Consider the following 16,181-nt stretch of genomic DNA (forward strand, 5'->3'; position numbering starts at 1 on the left):
ACATGTCGAATTTTCTTGTGTGGCGCTCGGGCGCCATCTTCCGCTTTTATTGTTTCTCATCTATTCCCTTCTCTATCGCTTCCACCCACCTCAAGGAACTCTCCAATGGGATGGTTTAAACAGTTGATGGGGCTTGAGGCCCCACAAACGAATGCCGAGTCAATATCGCCGCTGCCGACCACCGGCCCGCTAGGCCTGGCGCCCGGCAAAGGCGTGATGTTCGACACCACCCTGAAATTGTTGCTCGATGGGAAAACCTCGGTGGTGATCCCCGGCTCCCAGGAAGTCTGGGCCAACGGCACCGTTGACCTCGGGCAATCGACCTGGCTGTCGCGCTACTACATGAACGACGAAGATTACTGGCTGCAAGTACACACCACCGGCGAAGTCGCCGGGCAGGTCGAGTCGGTGATCCTGTTCAACTACTTGAGCTACGTCACCCTCAGCAGCGAAGCGGAACTGCGTCGGCTGGCAGGCCCACAAAGCCTGATCGGGCTACCGACTTACACCCGCAACGGCGTCGAATACACCCGTGTTTGGGGCAGCGAAGCCGGCCAGACCGAATTGGTGGCGATGAGCGAGCGCGTGGTAAACCCGGAAGACGCCTACAACGTTGAGCACCGTTCGATGCTGTACGCCCGTGACACCGGCCTGACCGATCGCCGCGAGTTCCTGCTGTTTTCCGTCGAAGAAGATGCCGAGGGTGGCATCAGCCTGAGCACGTCGCTGGGCATTTCGCTGTACACAACTGACCTGACTGCGCTCTAAAAAAGGAAGCCATCCATGCTAGAAGCTCTCTCCATTTCCCTGAACAAAGCGGCTGTGCTCGGCTTTGTCATCTACATCCTGGGGGCAGCGGTGCTGTTCGCGCTGTTCCAGTTCATCTACACCCGCATCACTCCGCACAAGGAGTTCGAACTGATCCGCGCCGGCAACGTGTCGGCGTCGGTCGCCCTGGGCGGCGCGATCATTGGCTTCGCCATTCCGGCCAGCAATGTGATTGCCTACTCCATCAGCCTGCTGGATTTTGTCGTCTGGTCGGTGATCGCCGCCGTCGTCCAGTTGCTGGCGTTTCTGCTGACCAGCCTGGTGCTCAAAGGCACGTCCGAGCGCATCAAGAATGGCGAAGTTGCGGCCGGCATCTACGTGGCCGCCGTGGCTATCAGCGTCGGCATGCTGAACGCCGCGTGCATGACGCCCACCCAGTACTGATTGCGCACGGAGCTCTCGATGAAACGAAGCAAATACGTCCAGCTGTCGCTGGCAGCGTCGGTCGCCATGGCGATATCCGGCTGCGGGCCGACCGAAAAAACCTACGATTTGCAGAAGAAGTACAACTTCCAGTCGGTACAGCAGTGCGCCGATGAAAAGCTGCCGGTCGACGTCTGCTCCGACGCCTACATGACCGCCATGGCCGAGCACCGCCGCATCGCGCCGGTGTACGACAGCCAGACCGATTGCGATGCTGACTTTGTCGCCGACTGGTGCCAGCAAGACTCCTCCGGCAAGTTCATCCCAAGGCTGGGCGGTTTCGAACTGACCGCCGAAGGCCAGGTGACCCAATCCCAGGTCGATGCGGCCAATGCCCAAGTCGCCGGTTCGCAAGCCAACAGCGGTGGCTCAGGTTTCTCCACCAGCAGCCTGCTGACCGGCCTGTTGATCGGCAACATGCTCAGCAACAATCGCAACAGCTACCGCTCCGAGCCGGTGTACCGCTACCGCGATGATCGTGGCAATTACGGCAACTCGACGCTCAACCAGCGTGTCTCCAACGGGGCGACCTTTGGCCGTTCCAACCAGGCCCGATACGGCAGCAGCAACTACTCCAACACGCTGCGCTCCTCCAGCAAGCCGGTGAACGTTGCGTCGTCCACCTCCCGTGGCGGCTTCGGCAGCAAAGCCAGCGCCCGTAGCGGCTGGGGCGGCGGCGGGTCGAGCAGTTAAGGAAGCCAGTTCATGAAGAAGATCCACTGCGCAGAACGTCATGACTGGAAACAGACCGCCGACAGCCTCGGCTTCCTGTTCCACACCATCGACGGCGAACCCTACTGGGATGAAAGCGCGTACTACCAGTTCACGCTCCAGCAAATCGAACGCGACCTCGAAGACCCGACCACCGAGATCCATGACATGTGCATGGACCTCGTGGCCCGCGTGGTGCAAAACGAGGAGCTGCTGGAACGCCTGAGCATTCCCGCGCCGTTCTTCGACATGATCCGCACTTCTTGGCTCGAAGGCCACCCGCACCTGTACGGGCGCATGGACTTCTCCTACAACGGCAGCGGCCCAGCCAAACTGCTCGAACTCAACTACGACACACCCACCAGCCTCTACGAAGCGGCGGCGTTTCAGTGGGGCTGGCTGGAACAATGCATCGAACGCGGCCTGCTGCCCAAGCACGCCGACCAGTTCAACAGCATCGACACCAAGCTGCATCAAGCCTTCGCCCAATTGCAGCTCAACCAGCCGTTCTACTTTGCCTCGATGAAAGACTCGATCGAAGACAAAGGCACCACCGACTACCTGCGCCTGGTCGCCGAAAAAGTCGGCATCGAATCGCGCCACATCGACATCGAAGACATCGGCCTCACCAGCGAAGGCCGCTTCGTCGACCTTGAGGATCGCTGGATTCCCCACCTGTTCAAACTGCACGCCTGGGAGTTCATCTTCCACGAACCCTTCGGCGCCGCGATTGCCCAGAGCGACACCCAGTTCTTCGAGCCCGCGTGGAAAGCCATCCTCTCCAACAAAGGCATCCTGCCGCTGCTGTGGGAGTTCAATAAAGGCCACCCGAACCTGCTTGCCTCCCACCTGGACCCCGACCCCGGCAAAGCCGTGCCAAAGGGCTGGGTGCGCAAACCGTTCTTCTCCCGCGAAGGCGCCAACATCGAACTGCAAACCGCCGACGGCCTGATCGTAAAAGAAGACGGTCCCTACACGGACGCGCCGTTTATCCTTCAAGAATTTGCGCCGCTGCCGAGGTTTGGCGACAGCTACACACTGATCGGCTCCTGGGTCATCGCTGACCAAGCCGCAGGCATCGGCGTGCGCGAAGACAACAGCCTGATCACCAAGGACTCAAGCCGGTTTCTACCGCACCTGATTCTTGACTGAGCCACCCCAATTGCAACGCAGCAAAGCCCAAATGTGGGAGCGGGCTTGCCCGCGATGACGGTATGTCAGCCACCGAATGTAGTGACTGATTCACCGCCATCGCGGGCAAGCCCGCTCCCACAGGTTAAAGCCGCTCAATCTCACCCCTGACGCGCCGCCAGCACCGAATAGCTGTTCATCAAGTTCCGATAATTAGGAATCCGCTGCGACAACAAATTCCCCAGCCCCTCAATATCGTTGCGCCAGTCACCCTGCAACTCACACGCCACCGAAAACCAATTCATCATCTGCGCCCCCGCTTGCACCATCCGGCTCCACGCGGCCTGCTGCACCGTCGTATTAAACGTGCCCGACGCATCCGTCACCACAAACACCTCAAACCCCTCCGCCAGCGCCGACAACGTCGGGAACGTCACACACACATCCGTCACCACACCCGCAATGACAATCTGCTTACGCCCAGTCGCCTTGACCGCCTTGACGAAATCCTCGTTGTCCCACGCATTGATCTGACCAGGGCGAGCGATATAAGGCGCATCCGGAAACATCTCCTTCAACTCCGGCACCAACGGGCCGTTAGGGCCTTGCTCGAAACTGGTGGTGAGGATGGTCGGCAAGTTGAAGAACTTGGCGACGTCCGCCAGGGCCAGCACGTTGTTCTTGAACTCGTTGGGGGAGAAGTCCTGCACCAGCGAAATCAGGCCGGTTTGGTGGTCGATCAGCAGAACAATGGCGTCGTCTTTGTTCAAGCGGCTGAGGGTTGGCGTGCTCATGGTTGAAGTCCTTTTTTGGTTGGGTTGGTTTGGCGTTGCGTTCAACATGGGCACAGATTAATGGGTGGGTTGGACGTGATAAATCGGCTGGCATGTGTCTTACCGTCAACTTAAAAAGGACAATCAAACTGACGGAACAAACACGGGGACTTTTTGGCCGCTCGGCGTGGGCGCAAACGCCACCTTGAGCCGTTGCCCGATGCGCAAGCGGTGCGCAGCCTCACACTGGATGACCGACAACATCGTTGGCCCTTCGTCGAGCGTCACGTAGGCAATGCAATGCACGTCGTCTGCGCGCCCGCTATAGCTGAAGCTGTACAAGGTGGCGCCACCGCTGGCGACGATCCAATCGGTTGCGGTGCTGCCGGTGAACGGGCTGTGATCGCGGGGGTAGTAGTAGGCCTTGCCGGTGTCCAGGCAACGGCGTAGCAACAGTTGGTCTTGATTGGCGGCAGCCCAGAAGGGCGCACTTTCCGCGGTGATGTGCGGTGAGGTCAGTGGCATATCAAAGGCGCTCCAGTATGAGTGTGGCGCTGCCGTGGCGTGAACCCAGCAGGCCGCCGGTGCCGTGGGCCAGAGCCAGTGCGCAATGAGGCCGTTGAACGGCCGGGTGTGCTTCGCCGCGCAACTGGCGCACAGCCTCGATCAGCCTGGCCATGCCGCCGCGATGGCCGGGGTGGTTATTGCACAGGCCGCCGCCGTCAGTGTTTACCGCCAAGGGGCCGACACCGCTGATCAACTTGCCGTCGCTGACAAAGGCGCCGCCCTGGCCTGGGGCGCAAAAACCGAGGTTTTCCAGCTGGATCAATACGGTGATGGTGAAGCTGTCGTACAGCGAGGCGTAGTCAATATCGCCAGGTGTGAGGCGCGCCTCGCCGAATGCATCGGCGCCGGATTGCGCGCCACCTGAGGTCAGCAGGTCGAAGTAACCGCCGTTCAGATGGTTAATCGCATAGCCCGAACCGATAGGCGTAATCAGCGGCCGTTTGAGCGAGCGCGCAATGGCTGGATGCACCAGCACCAGGGCACCGCCGCCGTCGCTGATCACGCAGCAGTCCAAGCGCCGCAAAGGGGCGGCGACCCAGGGTGAACTCAGAACGTCTTCCACCGTTACCACATTGCGCAACATGGCCTGCGGGTTGTGCTGGGCATGGTGCGATGCCGCGACTTTTATCCAGGCCAATTGCTCGGCCGTGGTGCCGTGTTCGTACTGATGGCGCATGGCGCACATCGCGTAGCGGTTGACCACGGCAGCGCCATAGGGCGTTTCAAACGGTGCTTCACAGGCGCTGTACGCTGGGTCTAATGCGCTGCTTTGCGGACGTTGGCGCTCGGCACGCGGGCGCCCGGCCTGGGTGATCAAGGCGACACGGCAGCGCCCATCGGCGATGGCGCGTGTAGCCTGGGCGACTTGATGCATGTAGGACGAGCCCCAACTTTCCGTCGTATCCAGGTGCCGTGGCTGGATGCCCAGGTACTCGACCATGGAGAACGGCCCTACGCCTGGCGCTCCCCAGCCCGGCACATCACTGGCGCAGAAATAGCCGTCGACATCACTGAGGCTCAACCCCGCATCCTCCAGGGCGCCGCGTGCCACATCGGCATGCAACTGCGCCAGGGAGCGGTCCGTGGCGTGGCGGGTAGGGTGTTCATAGGCACCCACGATATAAGCTTTACCCCTCATGGCTGACGGCTCCGGGCGGCGTATTCGATAAAGAACTCAAGCGCCTGCGGGGCACGCATGGCGCTGGGGTTGGCGACTTTCTGCGGGTCGTGTCCCATCAGGATCCGGCGTACCGGCACTTCCATTTTTTTCCCGGTGAGGGTGGTGGGAATCAGCGGTACAGCCAGGATGCAGTCCGGCACATGCCGAGGTGTGCACGCCAGGCGCAGGCAGTCGTTCACGCGTTGCTGCAAAGGCTCATCCAACACCGCGTCGGCACGCAGCTGTACAAACAGCGGCATAAAGAAACCGCCCTCGGGCAAATCAAGGTTAACGATCAGTGCATCCTCGATTTCTGCGATGTGCTCCAGCGCCCGGTAAATCTCTGCCGTGCCGATCCGCACGCCAAAGCGGTTCAGCGTCGCATCGGAACGCCCCAGCACCTGGCAGCCGCCGCGAGCATTGAGCAAAAAGAAATCCCCATGGCGCCACACGCCCGGCCACGGCTGAAAGTAGCTGTCGCGATAGCGCTCGCCCGTCGGGTCATTCCAGAAATACACCGGCATCGACGGCATGGGCGACCTCACCACCAGCTCGCCGACTTGATCGATCACCGGTTGGCCGTGCGCATCAAACGCATGGGCATCCACCCCCAGGGCGCGCGCCTGGATCTCGCCGGCATACACCGGCAAGGTCGGTACGCCACTGACCAAACCGGTGCAGATATCCGTACCGCCGCTGCCCGTGTTGACCCACACCGCCGTGTTCAGGTTGCTGTAAAACCATGCATTACACTGCGGTGAAACCGGCGACCCCACCGGCATCACCGTGCGCAGTGCGTGCAGGTCAAAACGCTCGCCGGGCACCACGCCCTCGCGTTGCATCAGTTCAATGTAGGTGGGGCTGGTGCCGAAAAAACTCGCGCGGCTGTCTTGCAGGATTTGCCACAGCGCATCGGTGCCTGGCCAGGTGGGATGGCCGTCGTAAAGCACCGGGCGTACACCGCAGAGCAAGGCACTGAACAAGGTGTTCCACATCATCCAGCCGGTGGTGGTGAAAATGAAGGCGGTGTCACCCGCACGGAAATCCAGGTGCAGATGCAGTGCTTTGAGCTGCTCCAGCAGAACCCCGCCATGGCTGTGAACGATGGCTTTGGGCACCCCCGTGGTGCCGGACGAGAACAGTACCCATAACGGATGATCGAAGGGGACTTGCTCGCACTGGAAATCGGCGGCGGGCACGCTGGGGCGCAGGCGCAAGCTGTGCCAGTCGATGGCGTTAGGCAGCGTCAATGGCTCATCAGCAAACAGCGCCGGCAGCACAATCACCTGTTGGATACTGCCCAACTCGCCGACGATCTGCCGGACCTGGTCGCGCCGGTCAAACACCTTGCCGCCATACCGGTAACCGTCCACCGCCAACAGCACTTTCGGCGCTAATTGCCGCACCCGATCCAGCACACCCTCGCTGCCGAAATCCGGCGAGCAACTGGCCCAGATCGCACCGATGGCTGCGCAGGCACATAGCGCAATCATCGCCTCGGGAATGTTTGGCAGGTAAGCCACCACGCGATCACCGGGCACTACGCCGAGCTCTCGCAGATAGCTGGCGAACGTGCGTACCTGGTCGCAGAACTCGACCCATGGCAAGCCCTGCAAGGCGGCGGATTCGCTCAGGTAGAGCAGCGCATCGCCTTGCCGTTCGTTGCGCAAAATGTGTTCGGCAAAATTCAGCTGCGCGCCGGGAAACCACTCAGTACCCGGCATCCTACGATCACCCAGCACCGCGTGGTAGGGGCTACTGGTCTGCACCTTGAAGTGGTCCCAGATCGATTGCCAGAAAGCGTCCAGATCATCGACCGACCACTGCCATAGCCCGTGGTAGTCGACAAAACTCAGCCCGCGCTCGCGTTTGAGCCAAGCCAGGTAATGCGTGAGGCGGGTAGTTTGGATATGTTCAGGGGAGGGCTGCCAAAGCCGTTGGCCCTGGACCACTTCGTTGAATGCAGTCGCCACGATTAAAGACCTCTGACGTTTTTGTTTTTAGGGTCATGGGGTATTCATGCGTGACGGACTGTAGCGATAAATTGTACGACGTACAATTGATGGGCTTTCTGATTATGTTGTGCGATTTTTCAGCGACGCGATGCCAGGGTTTCCAGGCCGCAGAGGAAGGTGTCGACATAAAACGCAAAGCTCTCATGCAGCGGCGCGTGCACACCATTTTGCCAGCGCAGGCTGAAACCTCGGTTGCTGAGCTGGTCCATGTTCTGCGCAAGGGTCGGGTGCTGCTCGGCGTCAACGGCCTGCAGGCTTTCCTGTACTTGGTGCTGCCACGCCTCGGTGTTCTCCGGCAGCGGGGCGAACTCCAAGGTGGTGAAACCGGCAAGGGCGGCGATAAACGTGTTGTAGGCGCCAGCCAATGAAGGCCCGCTGAAACCCGCTTGCTGCAACGCTGCCAATACGCCTTCCACCAACTTGAAGTCGGTGCGGGTGTTGGAGACCAGTTGCGCACCGAGTAACGGCGCCACATTCGGGTGCTGGTGCACAGCGTTATGGCAATTAACCAGAGTGGCGCGAAGGTAGTCCTGCCAGCGCTCCTGAGGCTGCGGTGCCACCTGTTCGAGGACTTTGGCCAACACTTCGCTCAACAGCAATTCACGTGACGAGACGTACCAGTAAATGGCCGTGGGGTACACGCCCAGGCTATTTGCCAAGTTGCGCAGGCTGCATTTTTCCAGGCCTTCGCGGTCGATCAACGCCAATGCGGCGGCGATAATCGTGTCTTTATTCAGTTGGTTTTGCGGGTCTTCGCCAACAGTTTTTTTACGCCTGCCTCGTGGGTTTGCGGTTTTGCTGGTCATGGACGTTGTTCCGGTTGAGCGACGGCGAAAGGATAGCCGGTCGTCGATTCGCTGTCGCTCTTCCAGGCGCGGCGTCAGTCTCTGGTCAACATGCCTCCATAGCATTCTACAAAAGCCTGTGTAGCGTTAACCAGCCGATTCATTTCGTGCTCGGTCAGCGGCAGGCTCAACGCAAACAGCCCGCGCCGTGCACTGTAGATCCCACACTCAAGCAGGTGAAAAAAGAACAGGTCCCGTAGGCGGTTTCGGTCCGTTGGGATATCCGTGGGCCGAAGAATCGGCAAGCCTGTGGGATGCAGGTTCATCACTGAACCCTGCCCGGTAAACTGCATCGGCATGCAGGCGAGCACCTCGTTCAGTTGCTCGCGCAACCGGTCGCCCCTTGCATTCAACGCAAGGGCTTGCTCACGGGTATACACCTGCTCCAATCCAGCGATACCCGCCGCCATGGTCAGTACGTTGTTGTTAAAGGTGCCTGCGTGAGAGAGGCTGCCATGGCGCGGATCGAACTGCGCCATGATGTCTCGTCGGCCGCCCAGCATTCCACAGGGCATCCCACCGCCGAGGTATTTGCCCAGGGTCATCAGGTCAGGCGTTATGCCGAGTTTTTCCTGTAAACCGCCTGGGCCAAGGCGTGAAGTCATCACCTCATCGAACACCAGCAGTACCCCATGCGCACGGCTCAACGCGCGCAAACCCTCGAGAAAGCCCGGCGCGGCGCAGATACAGCCACCAGCGCCCAACATCGGCTCCACGAGGATCGCCGCACACGCGCCTGGGTACTCAAACAGCAAACGCTCGACACTGCGTAGATCGTTGTAATCCGCCAGGTACACGCGGTGGGGCACATTCATCGGCGTGCCTGGCCCGGCAAAACTCAGCACGCCGCCGTGATAACCGCCGTTAAACGCGATGACGCCGTCGCGCCCGGTGTAGGCCCGTGCCGCCGCCAGCGCGAGCAGATTCGCCTCGGTACCGGAATTGGTAAAGCGCACCTGTTCGATACAACCAAAGCGCTCCACGATCAGCGTTGCCAACCGCGCTTCCAGTTGCGTAGGGGCGCTGAGGTTCAGCCCGTTTGCCATCGCCGTCGTCAGCGCCTGGGTGATCACCGGGTGGGAGTGCCCATACAGCGCTGCGGTATATTCGGCGAGAAAGTCGACATAACGATGCCCGTCCAGGTCATCTAGAAAACAGCCCGCCCCGCCCGACATCACCAACGGAAACGGCTCATAAAACAGCACTGAGCGCGTATTGCCACCCGGCATTACCCGCGCGGCCACGTCCAGTTGCCGGGCGCTGTTGGGGTTGGCGTGGGTATAGCGGTTGATGCAGCGCTGCAACACGGACCTATCAGGCGCTGTGAACATCGCTCACCTCCTTGGATGCGTTGCGCTTCGGATACACCAGCAGCAACAGCGCAAACCAGGCCGCCGCCACATAAAACGCCGTGCGCGTCTCCGGGTCGCGAATCACCAGCACCGTCAACCCAGCCAAAAACAACAGTACCAACACGCTGCTGCCCCGAGCCCATGGCAAGCGATACGCCATCAGCGGCAACTCACCGCGCTGCACCTTGTACCGATACGCCATATGCGTGGTGATGATCACCGCCCATACCCAAATCAACAGGCCCAGAATGCCGGTGATCAATAGGTTGAAAATACGTTCCGGCATCAAATAGTTCAGCAATACCCCCACCAGCAAAATCGCGGTCGACACCATCAAGCAACGCGCCGGCACCTGGCGCGGGCTTAACACCTGCAATTGACGGGGTGCCTGCTGAATATGCGACAGCGCAAACAACATCCGGCTGGTGGCAAATAACCCGGTATTGCACGACGACGCCAGCGCACTGATCACCACAAAATTGATCAACCCGGCCGCAATCCCCAGGCCAATGCTGTCGAACACCCTCACAAACGGGCTTTGTGAGGTATCGATCTGGTTCCAGGGATAAAGGGCCATGATCACCGCGATCGACCCGATATAAAAAATTGCCATCCGCCAGATGATGCTATTGATCGCCCGCGGCAATGTGCGCTCCGGGTTGGCCGTTTCCGCCGCCACCAAGCCAATCACCTCGACCCCGGCAAAGGTAAACGCCGCCAACGGTATCGCGTACCAAAAGCCACTCCAGCCATTCGGGAAAAACCCGCCGTGCCGCCACAGGTTGGTGATTGAAGGGGTGGTTTGCGACGATGTATCCAGCCCGAATATCAGAATCGCCAAGCCTGCAGCAATCAGCCCGACAATCGTCACCACCTTGATCAACGCCAGCCAGAACTCCACCTCGCCAAACGTCTTCACCGCAAACAAGTTGATCACCATCAACACCACCGTGGTGACCAACGCTGGAATCCACTGCGCCAACTCCGGGAACCAATATTTCATCAACAAGCCGATCCCCGTAACCTCCAGCACCCCCACCAGAATCCAGATCAACCAATACGACCAGCCCGTAATAAACGCCACCCGCGGCCCCAAAAACTCCTCCGCATACGTCGCAAACGACCCGCTACCGGGCCGATACAACGACAACTCCCCCAGCGCCCGCGCAATCAAATAAACCATCCCCCCACACAGCGCATACGCCAGCAACAACGCTGGCCCCGCCGTGGCAATTGCCTTGCCCGAACCCAGAAACAAACCGGCCCCAATAATGCCGCCGATAGCAATCAACATCACATGACGCTCCTTGAGCGACCGCGCCAAGCCATGGTTGGAAGAGTGAAGCGGTGGTGTAGACATCTGCATTCCCCAAGCTGTATTGCACAGCAGTAGTGAGGTGACCCGGCTCAGACCGGATTTTATTGTACGGTGTGCAATAAGCAGGTTTTGGGCCAAATATTAAACGCGGCGGCAAGCGGTTTTTAAGCGGGCTGTTTAGATGTGTTTGTAGGAAGCTTCGTTGGGGCGATGTTGACTGGGGGGAGGGTGAAAGCGTGTCACCCGGGGAAACAGATGGGTGGGGGGGAAACGGTCGAAAATTAGGGGTGATTTTCAAAGGCCAGCAGGGCGAATCCCTTTCATTTGCGGGACGTTTCCTAGAGAATCCCAGCCGCTTGCGTCAGCAAAATCTCGCGACTAGGCTGCGTTCCGTCACTGCTTTTTCAGTGATCGGGTTTAGTCGCCCGGATTCGATTGGCGCATAAGCAATTCATGAGTCAGGCACCCCTTCGCCTGCATCTTATGGTGGCTGTGCGCAGGGCACCTCCGGGTGCGCCGGGTTCCCAATCGACCGGTCGACTAACCTGCGTACAGCTGCCGCCTTTCGTTTAGTCGCGGATCTTGGCAGCTCCAAATTATCGATTGGAGTTTTGCTATGGATAACGTTGTCTCGGATTCGCCAGCGTCGGCTGCGACTAAGCCATTTACTGTTAATGAAGAACTGAGCTTTGAAGATGCCTGGGTGCGCGTGGCCGAGCTGCTGCAGTGTGCGGTGGCTACATCGCAGGCGCTTGGTGAACCGCTGGGTGCGCCGCATCGGGCGGTAATGCATTTGGTGGAGATGGCGAAGATGGTGGCGGATCGGGCTGTGGAGTGTTTGCAGCCTGGATAACGCACCAGAGAGGCGGGTGAGGCAATAAGCGGCCCCAGTAGTCCAACAATTGTTGGACTACTGGATTGTGAATTCTTACAGACATTAAAAAGCCGGCTTGTGGCCGGCTTCTCGGGGACTGCCTCAGCTTGTTTTTGACAAACCTCACCAGCCTTCAAATCGCTCAGCCCACATCGCGTCGGGCTGAATAGTAGGGGCATCTGCGGGAACTCCTCCGCATCGCCAGGCAGAATAGGTAGCGCAAAGCCACCCCCTGCCAAATGTGGGCGGCATGATACCCACATTCACCTCATATGCCTACCTCCGGGTCCGATTTAGAGCCTTCCCAGCCCAGCAGGTGTTCGTCCAGTGGGACGGGTCTGCGGTTGTTCAGAGTGGACCACCAGAACACCCAGCCGACGATCCCGAAGTTCTGTTCAAAGCGTTGTTCGTGGGTGAGGTATTCGTCCGGGTGTTCGCTGGCGTTGTGGCTGCGCATGCGCAGGCCGCCGCCGGGGCGGTTGTAGAGGTATTTGATGCGGAGCATGCCGTCGTGTTCGACGGCGTAGATTTCGCCGTCGGTGATTTGGCTGCGGCCGCGGTCGATGGCGAGGGTGGCGCCTTGTTGGATGATGTCGGTCATGCTGTTGTCGACCATGTAGGCGCCTACCGCGCGGTCGGGGTGTACGTTGAGGGTTTCGAGGGTGTGCAGGGAGACGCGGATGCGCTCGGTTGAGGTGAAGGTGGGGTGGAGGGCGATCTCCACGTCGATTTTTTCTGGGAGACGGACGGGGCCCGTGAGGTACTTGCCGCTTTCTTCGCGGGTGGCGATGCCTTTTCTTGGGTCCGGGCCTTCCAGCAGGAAGTTGGCCGGCGGGTGTTTGAGGCCTTCGCCGGTGCGCAGCCAACGGCTCGAGACGCAGAGCAGTTCTGCGATCTCGTTGAGTCGGCCCATGGGCACGCCGCGCTTGAACCAGTTGTTCACGTGTTGAGGCGTGACACCACGGTTCTTGGCGAAGTCGGAGGCGGAAAGATGAACTTCCCGCAGTAACGCTTTTAGTCGATCACCTGATGTATTCATAAACGCAGAGTTTACTGGCCGGAAAAATACATCAAATAAACTATGCGTTGAGTTTCGCGTGTAGGGATTTGCTTAGTTGTAGTCTGATATGTCAGTTATATAATCTTGTTAAACGCTCCGAATTAAACATTGAACTTGGCGTTTAATTTTTCCCACAAAAAAAGCCCCGAATCGTCGGGGCTTTTTTGATTGCCGGGGCAATGAGGAGCGGGTATCAGCCTTTGTAGGCAGCGACCGACTTCATGATCTCGGCGCGGGCGGCGTCTGCGTTGCCCCAACCGTCGATCTTCACCCATTTGCCTTTTTCGAGGTCTTTGTAGTTCTCGAAGAAGTGCTTGATCTGTTCCAGCAGCAATGGCGGCAGGTCGGTGTATTCCTTCACGTCCACGTACAGCTGGGACAGCTTGTCGTGTGGCACCGCGATAACTTTGGCATCGCCGCCGCCGTCGTCGGTCATGTTCAGGATACCGACTGGGCGCGCACGAATCACCGAGCCTGGGGTAACCGGGTAAGGGGTTACTACCAGCACGTCGAGGGGATCACCGTCGTCAGCCAGGGTGTTAGGGATAAAACCGTAGTTGGCCGGGTAGAACATCGGGGTGGCCATGAAACGGTCAACGAACAGGCAGTCGCTGTCTTTGTCGATTTCGTATTTGATCGGCGCGTGGTTGGCCGGAATTTCGATGGCGACGTAGATGTCGTTCGGCAGGTCTTTGCCAGCCGGAATCTTGCTGTAGCTCATTGGGCGGTGCCCCCGTAGTTGGCCATTAAACATGGCCGGATTGGCCTAAAAGTGGCGGCGATTATAGGCATATTCTGACGCCGATGCCATGCGTCAGACGTCGTGTGGCGCCAGCGGTTCAGTCTGGTAGCGGGCATCGCCGGTTTGCAGTTGGTGCAGGCGGGCCAGCGGGTCCTGGCGATAGAAGCGGCTCAGTTGCGCGTACACCTGGGGGTAAGTACCGACCAGTAAATCCGGGGCACTGAAAAAATATTCGCTGGTGACGGCAAAGAACTCCGCCGGGTTTTCGGCGGCGTAGGGGTCGATGTCGGTCTCGGCGTCCGGGTTGGCATCCAGCTGGCGGTTGAGGTCGTCAAAGGCGCTTTGCATCACACTGGCCCATTCCTGCACGCGCATGTCGTGGTGCAGCGGCGGCAGGCCGTTGGCGTCGCCGTTGAGCATGTCCAGCTTGTGCGCCAGCTCGTGGATCACCAGGTTGTAGCCTTCCCACTGGCCGCTGGCCAGAACGCCGGGCCAGGCGAGGATCACCGGGCCTTGCTGCCAGGCTTCGCCGCTGTGTTCACCGTCCCACTCGTGCTCGACGCCGCTGGCATCGCGATGGCGCTGGGGGCTGAGGAAGTCGTCGGGGTACAGCACGATTTCGTGAAAACCCTGATACCAGTCGAGGTCGCCCAGGTTCATCAACGGCAATTGTGCCTGGGCGGCGAGCAGCAGGCGCTGTTCCTGATGCAGCTCGACGCCGGGCAGGGCGGTGAGGTGCTTTTCATTCAGGAACACCACGCAGGCTTCGCGCAGCCACTGGTCCTGCTCGGCGCTGATGCCGTCGAGGAAGGTCAGGTGGTGGCGCACCCGCTGCCAGGTGTCATCGGCAATCGGGTGCTTGGCCAGCAGGCGCCGGCGACGCCAGGCGCTGAGGGACCACATCGCGGGTTACTGCGGCTTGGCTTCGGAACTGCGGCCGAAACGGCTGCGGACCACGCCGATGATCATTGGCACCAGCGACAGCAGGATGATGAACACTACCAGCAGCGAGAGGTTCTTTTTGATAAACGGCACGTTGCCGAAGAAGTAACCCAGGGTGACCAGGCCGCCAACCCACAGGACGGTGCCGAACACGCTGAACCCAAAGAAGCGCGGGTAAGGCATTTTGGCGATACCGGCCACGAATGGCGCAAAGGTGCGCAGGATCGGCAGGAAGCGCGCCAGGGTCACGGTTTTACCGCCGTGCTTGTCGTAGAAGTCGTGGGTTTTTTGCAGGTAGTCGCGGCGGAAGATTTTTGAATTCGGGTTGCTGAACAAGCGTTCCCCGGCCGTTCGTCCGATCACGTAGTTGGTACTGTCGCCGAGGATGGCTGCCAGCATTAACAGGCCGCCCAGCAGGACCGGGTCCATGCCGCCGCCTGCGGCGACGGCGCCGGCGATAAACAGCAGGGAGTCACCGGGCAGGAAGGGCATGACCACCAAACCGGTTTCGCAAAAGATAACCAGGAACAGAATGGCGTAGATCCACACTCCGTAGTTTCTTACCAGCATGTCGAGGTAAACGTCGAGATGCAGAATAAGGTCGAGCGGGTTGAAATCCATGGATGGTACCTGTGTGAATGGCCCGACTCAGCGGGCCTGTGCGGAAGCTACGGGTAAGTTAGGCTACAAGGTTATGTCGCGATTCTTACAACTCTGAGAGGTCCGCATTATACGGATTAAGAGGTGAAAAGCGTGTTGGTTTTGTAGCGGGGAGTGTCGCTGGTAGCAAGGCCCCACACCGACCTAAATGTTGCTCAGATGTAAATGTGGGAGCTGGCTTGCCTGCGATAGCGGTGGGCCAGCAAATGATGCATCCGCTGATACTTCGCTATCGCAGGCAAGCCAGCTCCCACAGTGGAGCGCTGGTGTTTTCTCAGTCCTCACTGATCGGCAGCACGTAGTTCTTGAACTCCGTATCTTCCCGAAAGCCGATCGACTCATAGGTCTTCTGCGCCACTTCATTGTCACTGCTGGTCGACACCCGCAGCCGCACGGCCTGGGTCTCCTTGGCCATCTTCTTCGCGGTGCGTATCAGGTTGTCGGCCACCAGCTGCCGGCGGGCATCTTCGGCCACGTAGATGTCGTTGAGGATCCACACGCGTTTAAGCGACAGCGACGAAAAGCTCGGGTACAGCTGGCAGAATCCCAGCAACCTTTTGTCGTCATCATCCGCCAGGGCCAGGTAGATCACCGACTCTTTGCGGCGCAGGCGCTTTTCCAGAAAGGCCCGCGACGAATCCGGGAAGGGCAGCGCGCCATAAAACTCACGGTACTTGACGAACAACGGGGTCAGCAGGTCCAGGTGTTCCAGGGTCGCTTGAGTAATCCGCATGCCAGGCCTCAACTTCCAAATGGGTGTATGACCACACAAGCGGCCGTG

Annotated in this window: 17 protein-coding genes; 5 read left to right on the plus strand and 12 right to left on the minus strand. The window is 59.5% G+C overall.

Going from position 1 to position 16,181, the window contains the following annotated elements:
• The first annotated feature begins 105 nt into the window (after positions 1 to 105).
• The 4 genes from ACQY47_RS18110 to ACQY47_RS18125 are packed head-to-tail and all read left to right on the plus strand — an operon-like array spanning position 106 to position 3,114.
• Positions 106 to 768 (plus strand): DUF2491 family protein, encoded by a 663-nt coding sequence (locus ACQY47_RS18110; RefSeq protein ID WP_428550725.1) that lies wholly within the window; start codon positions 106 to 108, stop codon positions 766 to 768.
• A 15-nt stretch (positions 769 to 783) separates the two neighbouring features.
• The gene (locus tag ACQY47_RS18115; protein ID WP_017136013.1) at positions 784 to 1,212 is read left to right on the plus strand and encodes a DUF350 domain-containing protein; all 429 of its coding nucleotides are present in this window, start codon (positions 784 to 786) and stop codon (positions 1,210 to 1,212) included.
• Between the two features lie 18 nt (positions 1,213 to 1,230).
• Positions 1,231 to 1,944 (plus strand): DUF1190 domain-containing protein, encoded by a 714-nt coding sequence (locus tag ACQY47_RS18120; RefSeq protein ID WP_017136014.1) that lies wholly within the window; start codon positions 1,231 to 1,233, stop codon positions 1,942 to 1,944.
• Positions 1,945 to 1,956: 12 nt separating this feature from the next.
• The gene (locus ACQY47_RS18125) at positions 1,957 to 3,114 is read left to right on the plus strand and encodes a glutathionylspermidine synthase family protein (protein ID WP_170038040.1); all 1,158 of its coding nucleotides are present in this window, start codon (positions 1,957 to 1,959) and stop codon (positions 3,112 to 3,114) included.
• Between the two features lie 140 nt (positions 3,115 to 3,254).
• Here ACQY47_RS18125 and ycaC read toward each other — a convergent pair whose 3' ends face one another.
• The 7 genes from ycaC to ACQY47_RS18160 form a co-directional block, all read right to left on the minus strand.
• Complete coding sequence (ycaC, locus tag ACQY47_RS18130) at positions 3,255 to 3,887, minus strand: isochorismate family cysteine hydrolase YcaC (protein WP_065911274.1); 633 nt, start codon at positions 3,885 to 3,887, stop codon at positions 3,255 to 3,257.
• Positions 3,888 to 4,010: 123 nt separating this feature from the next.
• Positions 4,011 to 4,391, minus strand: coding sequence for a Zn-ribbon domain-containing OB-fold protein (locus ACQY47_RS18135; protein ID WP_017136017.1), 381 nt, complete (start codon positions 4,389 to 4,391; stop codon positions 4,011 to 4,013).
• Position 4,392: 1 nt separating this feature from the next.
• A complete protein-coding gene (locus tag ACQY47_RS18140; RefSeq protein ID WP_017136018.1) occupies positions 4,393 to 5,571 on the minus strand; it encodes a thiolase domain-containing protein in 1,179 nt (392 codons plus the stop codon).
• Positions 5,568 to 7,565 (minus strand): acetoacetate--CoA ligase, encoded by a 1,998-nt coding sequence (locus ACQY47_RS18145; RefSeq protein WP_428550732.1) that lies wholly within the window; start codon positions 7,563 to 7,565, stop codon positions 5,568 to 5,570. Before ACQY47_RS18145 ends, ACQY47_RS18140 begins: the two co-directional genes overlap by 4 nt.
• Positions 7,566 to 7,684: 119 nt before the next feature.
• Complete coding sequence (locus tag ACQY47_RS18150; RefSeq protein ID WP_428550735.1) at positions 7,685 to 8,413, minus strand: TetR family transcriptional regulator; 729 nt, start codon at positions 8,411 to 8,413, stop codon at positions 7,685 to 7,687.
• Between the two features lie 74 nt (positions 8,414 to 8,487).
• The gene (locus ACQY47_RS18155) at positions 8,488 to 9,783 is read right to left on the minus strand and encodes an aspartate aminotransferase family protein (protein WP_428550738.1); all 1,296 of its coding nucleotides are present in this window, start codon (positions 9,781 to 9,783) and stop codon (positions 8,488 to 8,490) included.
• On the minus strand, positions 9,767 to 11,098 hold the full coding sequence (locus ACQY47_RS18160) for an amino acid permease (protein ID WP_225933013.1): 1,332 nt from the start codon (positions 11,096 to 11,098) through the stop codon (positions 9,767 to 9,769). Before ACQY47_RS18160 ends, ACQY47_RS18155 begins: the two co-directional genes overlap by 17 nt.
• 640 nt (positions 11,099 to 11,738) lie before the next feature.
• On the opposite strand from ACQY47_RS18160, the gene ACQY47_RS18165 reads away from it, so the two are divergent.
• Entirely contained in the window at positions 11,739 to 11,975 is a 237-nt protein-coding gene (locus ACQY47_RS18165) for a DUF6124 family protein (protein WP_428550742.1), read from the plus strand.
• Between the two features lie 289 nt (positions 11,976 to 12,264).
• On the opposite strand, the gene ACQY47_RS18170 is transcribed toward ACQY47_RS18165, so the two are convergent.
• From ACQY47_RS18170 to ACQY47_RS18190, 5 genes are all read right to left on the minus strand, one after another.
• Entirely contained in the window at positions 12,265 to 13,035 is a 771-nt protein-coding gene (locus ACQY47_RS18170) for a LexA family transcriptional regulator (protein ID WP_428550745.1), read from the minus strand.
• Between the two features lie 214 nt (positions 13,036 to 13,249).
• Positions 13,250 to 13,777, minus strand: a complete 528-nt coding sequence (ppa, locus tag ACQY47_RS18175) for an inorganic diphosphatase (protein WP_003176323.1) — start codon at positions 13,775 to 13,777, stop codon at positions 13,250 to 13,252.
• Between the two features lie 93 nt (positions 13,778 to 13,870).
• Positions 13,871 to 14,701 carry a zinc-dependent peptidase gene (locus ACQY47_RS18180; protein WP_099547576.1) on the minus strand — a complete coding sequence of 277 codons (831 nt, stop codon included), beginning with the start codon at positions 14,699 to 14,701 and terminating at the stop codon, positions 13,871 to 13,873.
• Positions 14,702 to 14,707: 6 nt separating this feature from the next.
• Entirely contained in the window at positions 14,708 to 15,361 is a 654-nt protein-coding gene (locus tag ACQY47_RS18185) for a DedA family protein (protein ID WP_099547577.1), read from the minus strand.
• Positions 15,362 to 15,674: 313 nt separating this feature from the next.
• Positions 15,675 to 16,133, minus strand: coding sequence for a GNAT family N-acetyltransferase (locus ACQY47_RS18190; RefSeq protein ID WP_099547578.1), 459 nt, complete (start codon positions 16,131 to 16,133; stop codon positions 15,675 to 15,677).
• Positions 16,134 to 16,181: the final 48 nt, after the last annotated feature.

The organism is Pseudomonas edaphica (assembly GCF_965277385.1).
Lineage (GTDB): Bacteria > Pseudomonadota > Gammaproteobacteria > Pseudomonadales > Pseudomonadaceae > Aquipseudomonas > Aquipseudomonas edaphica.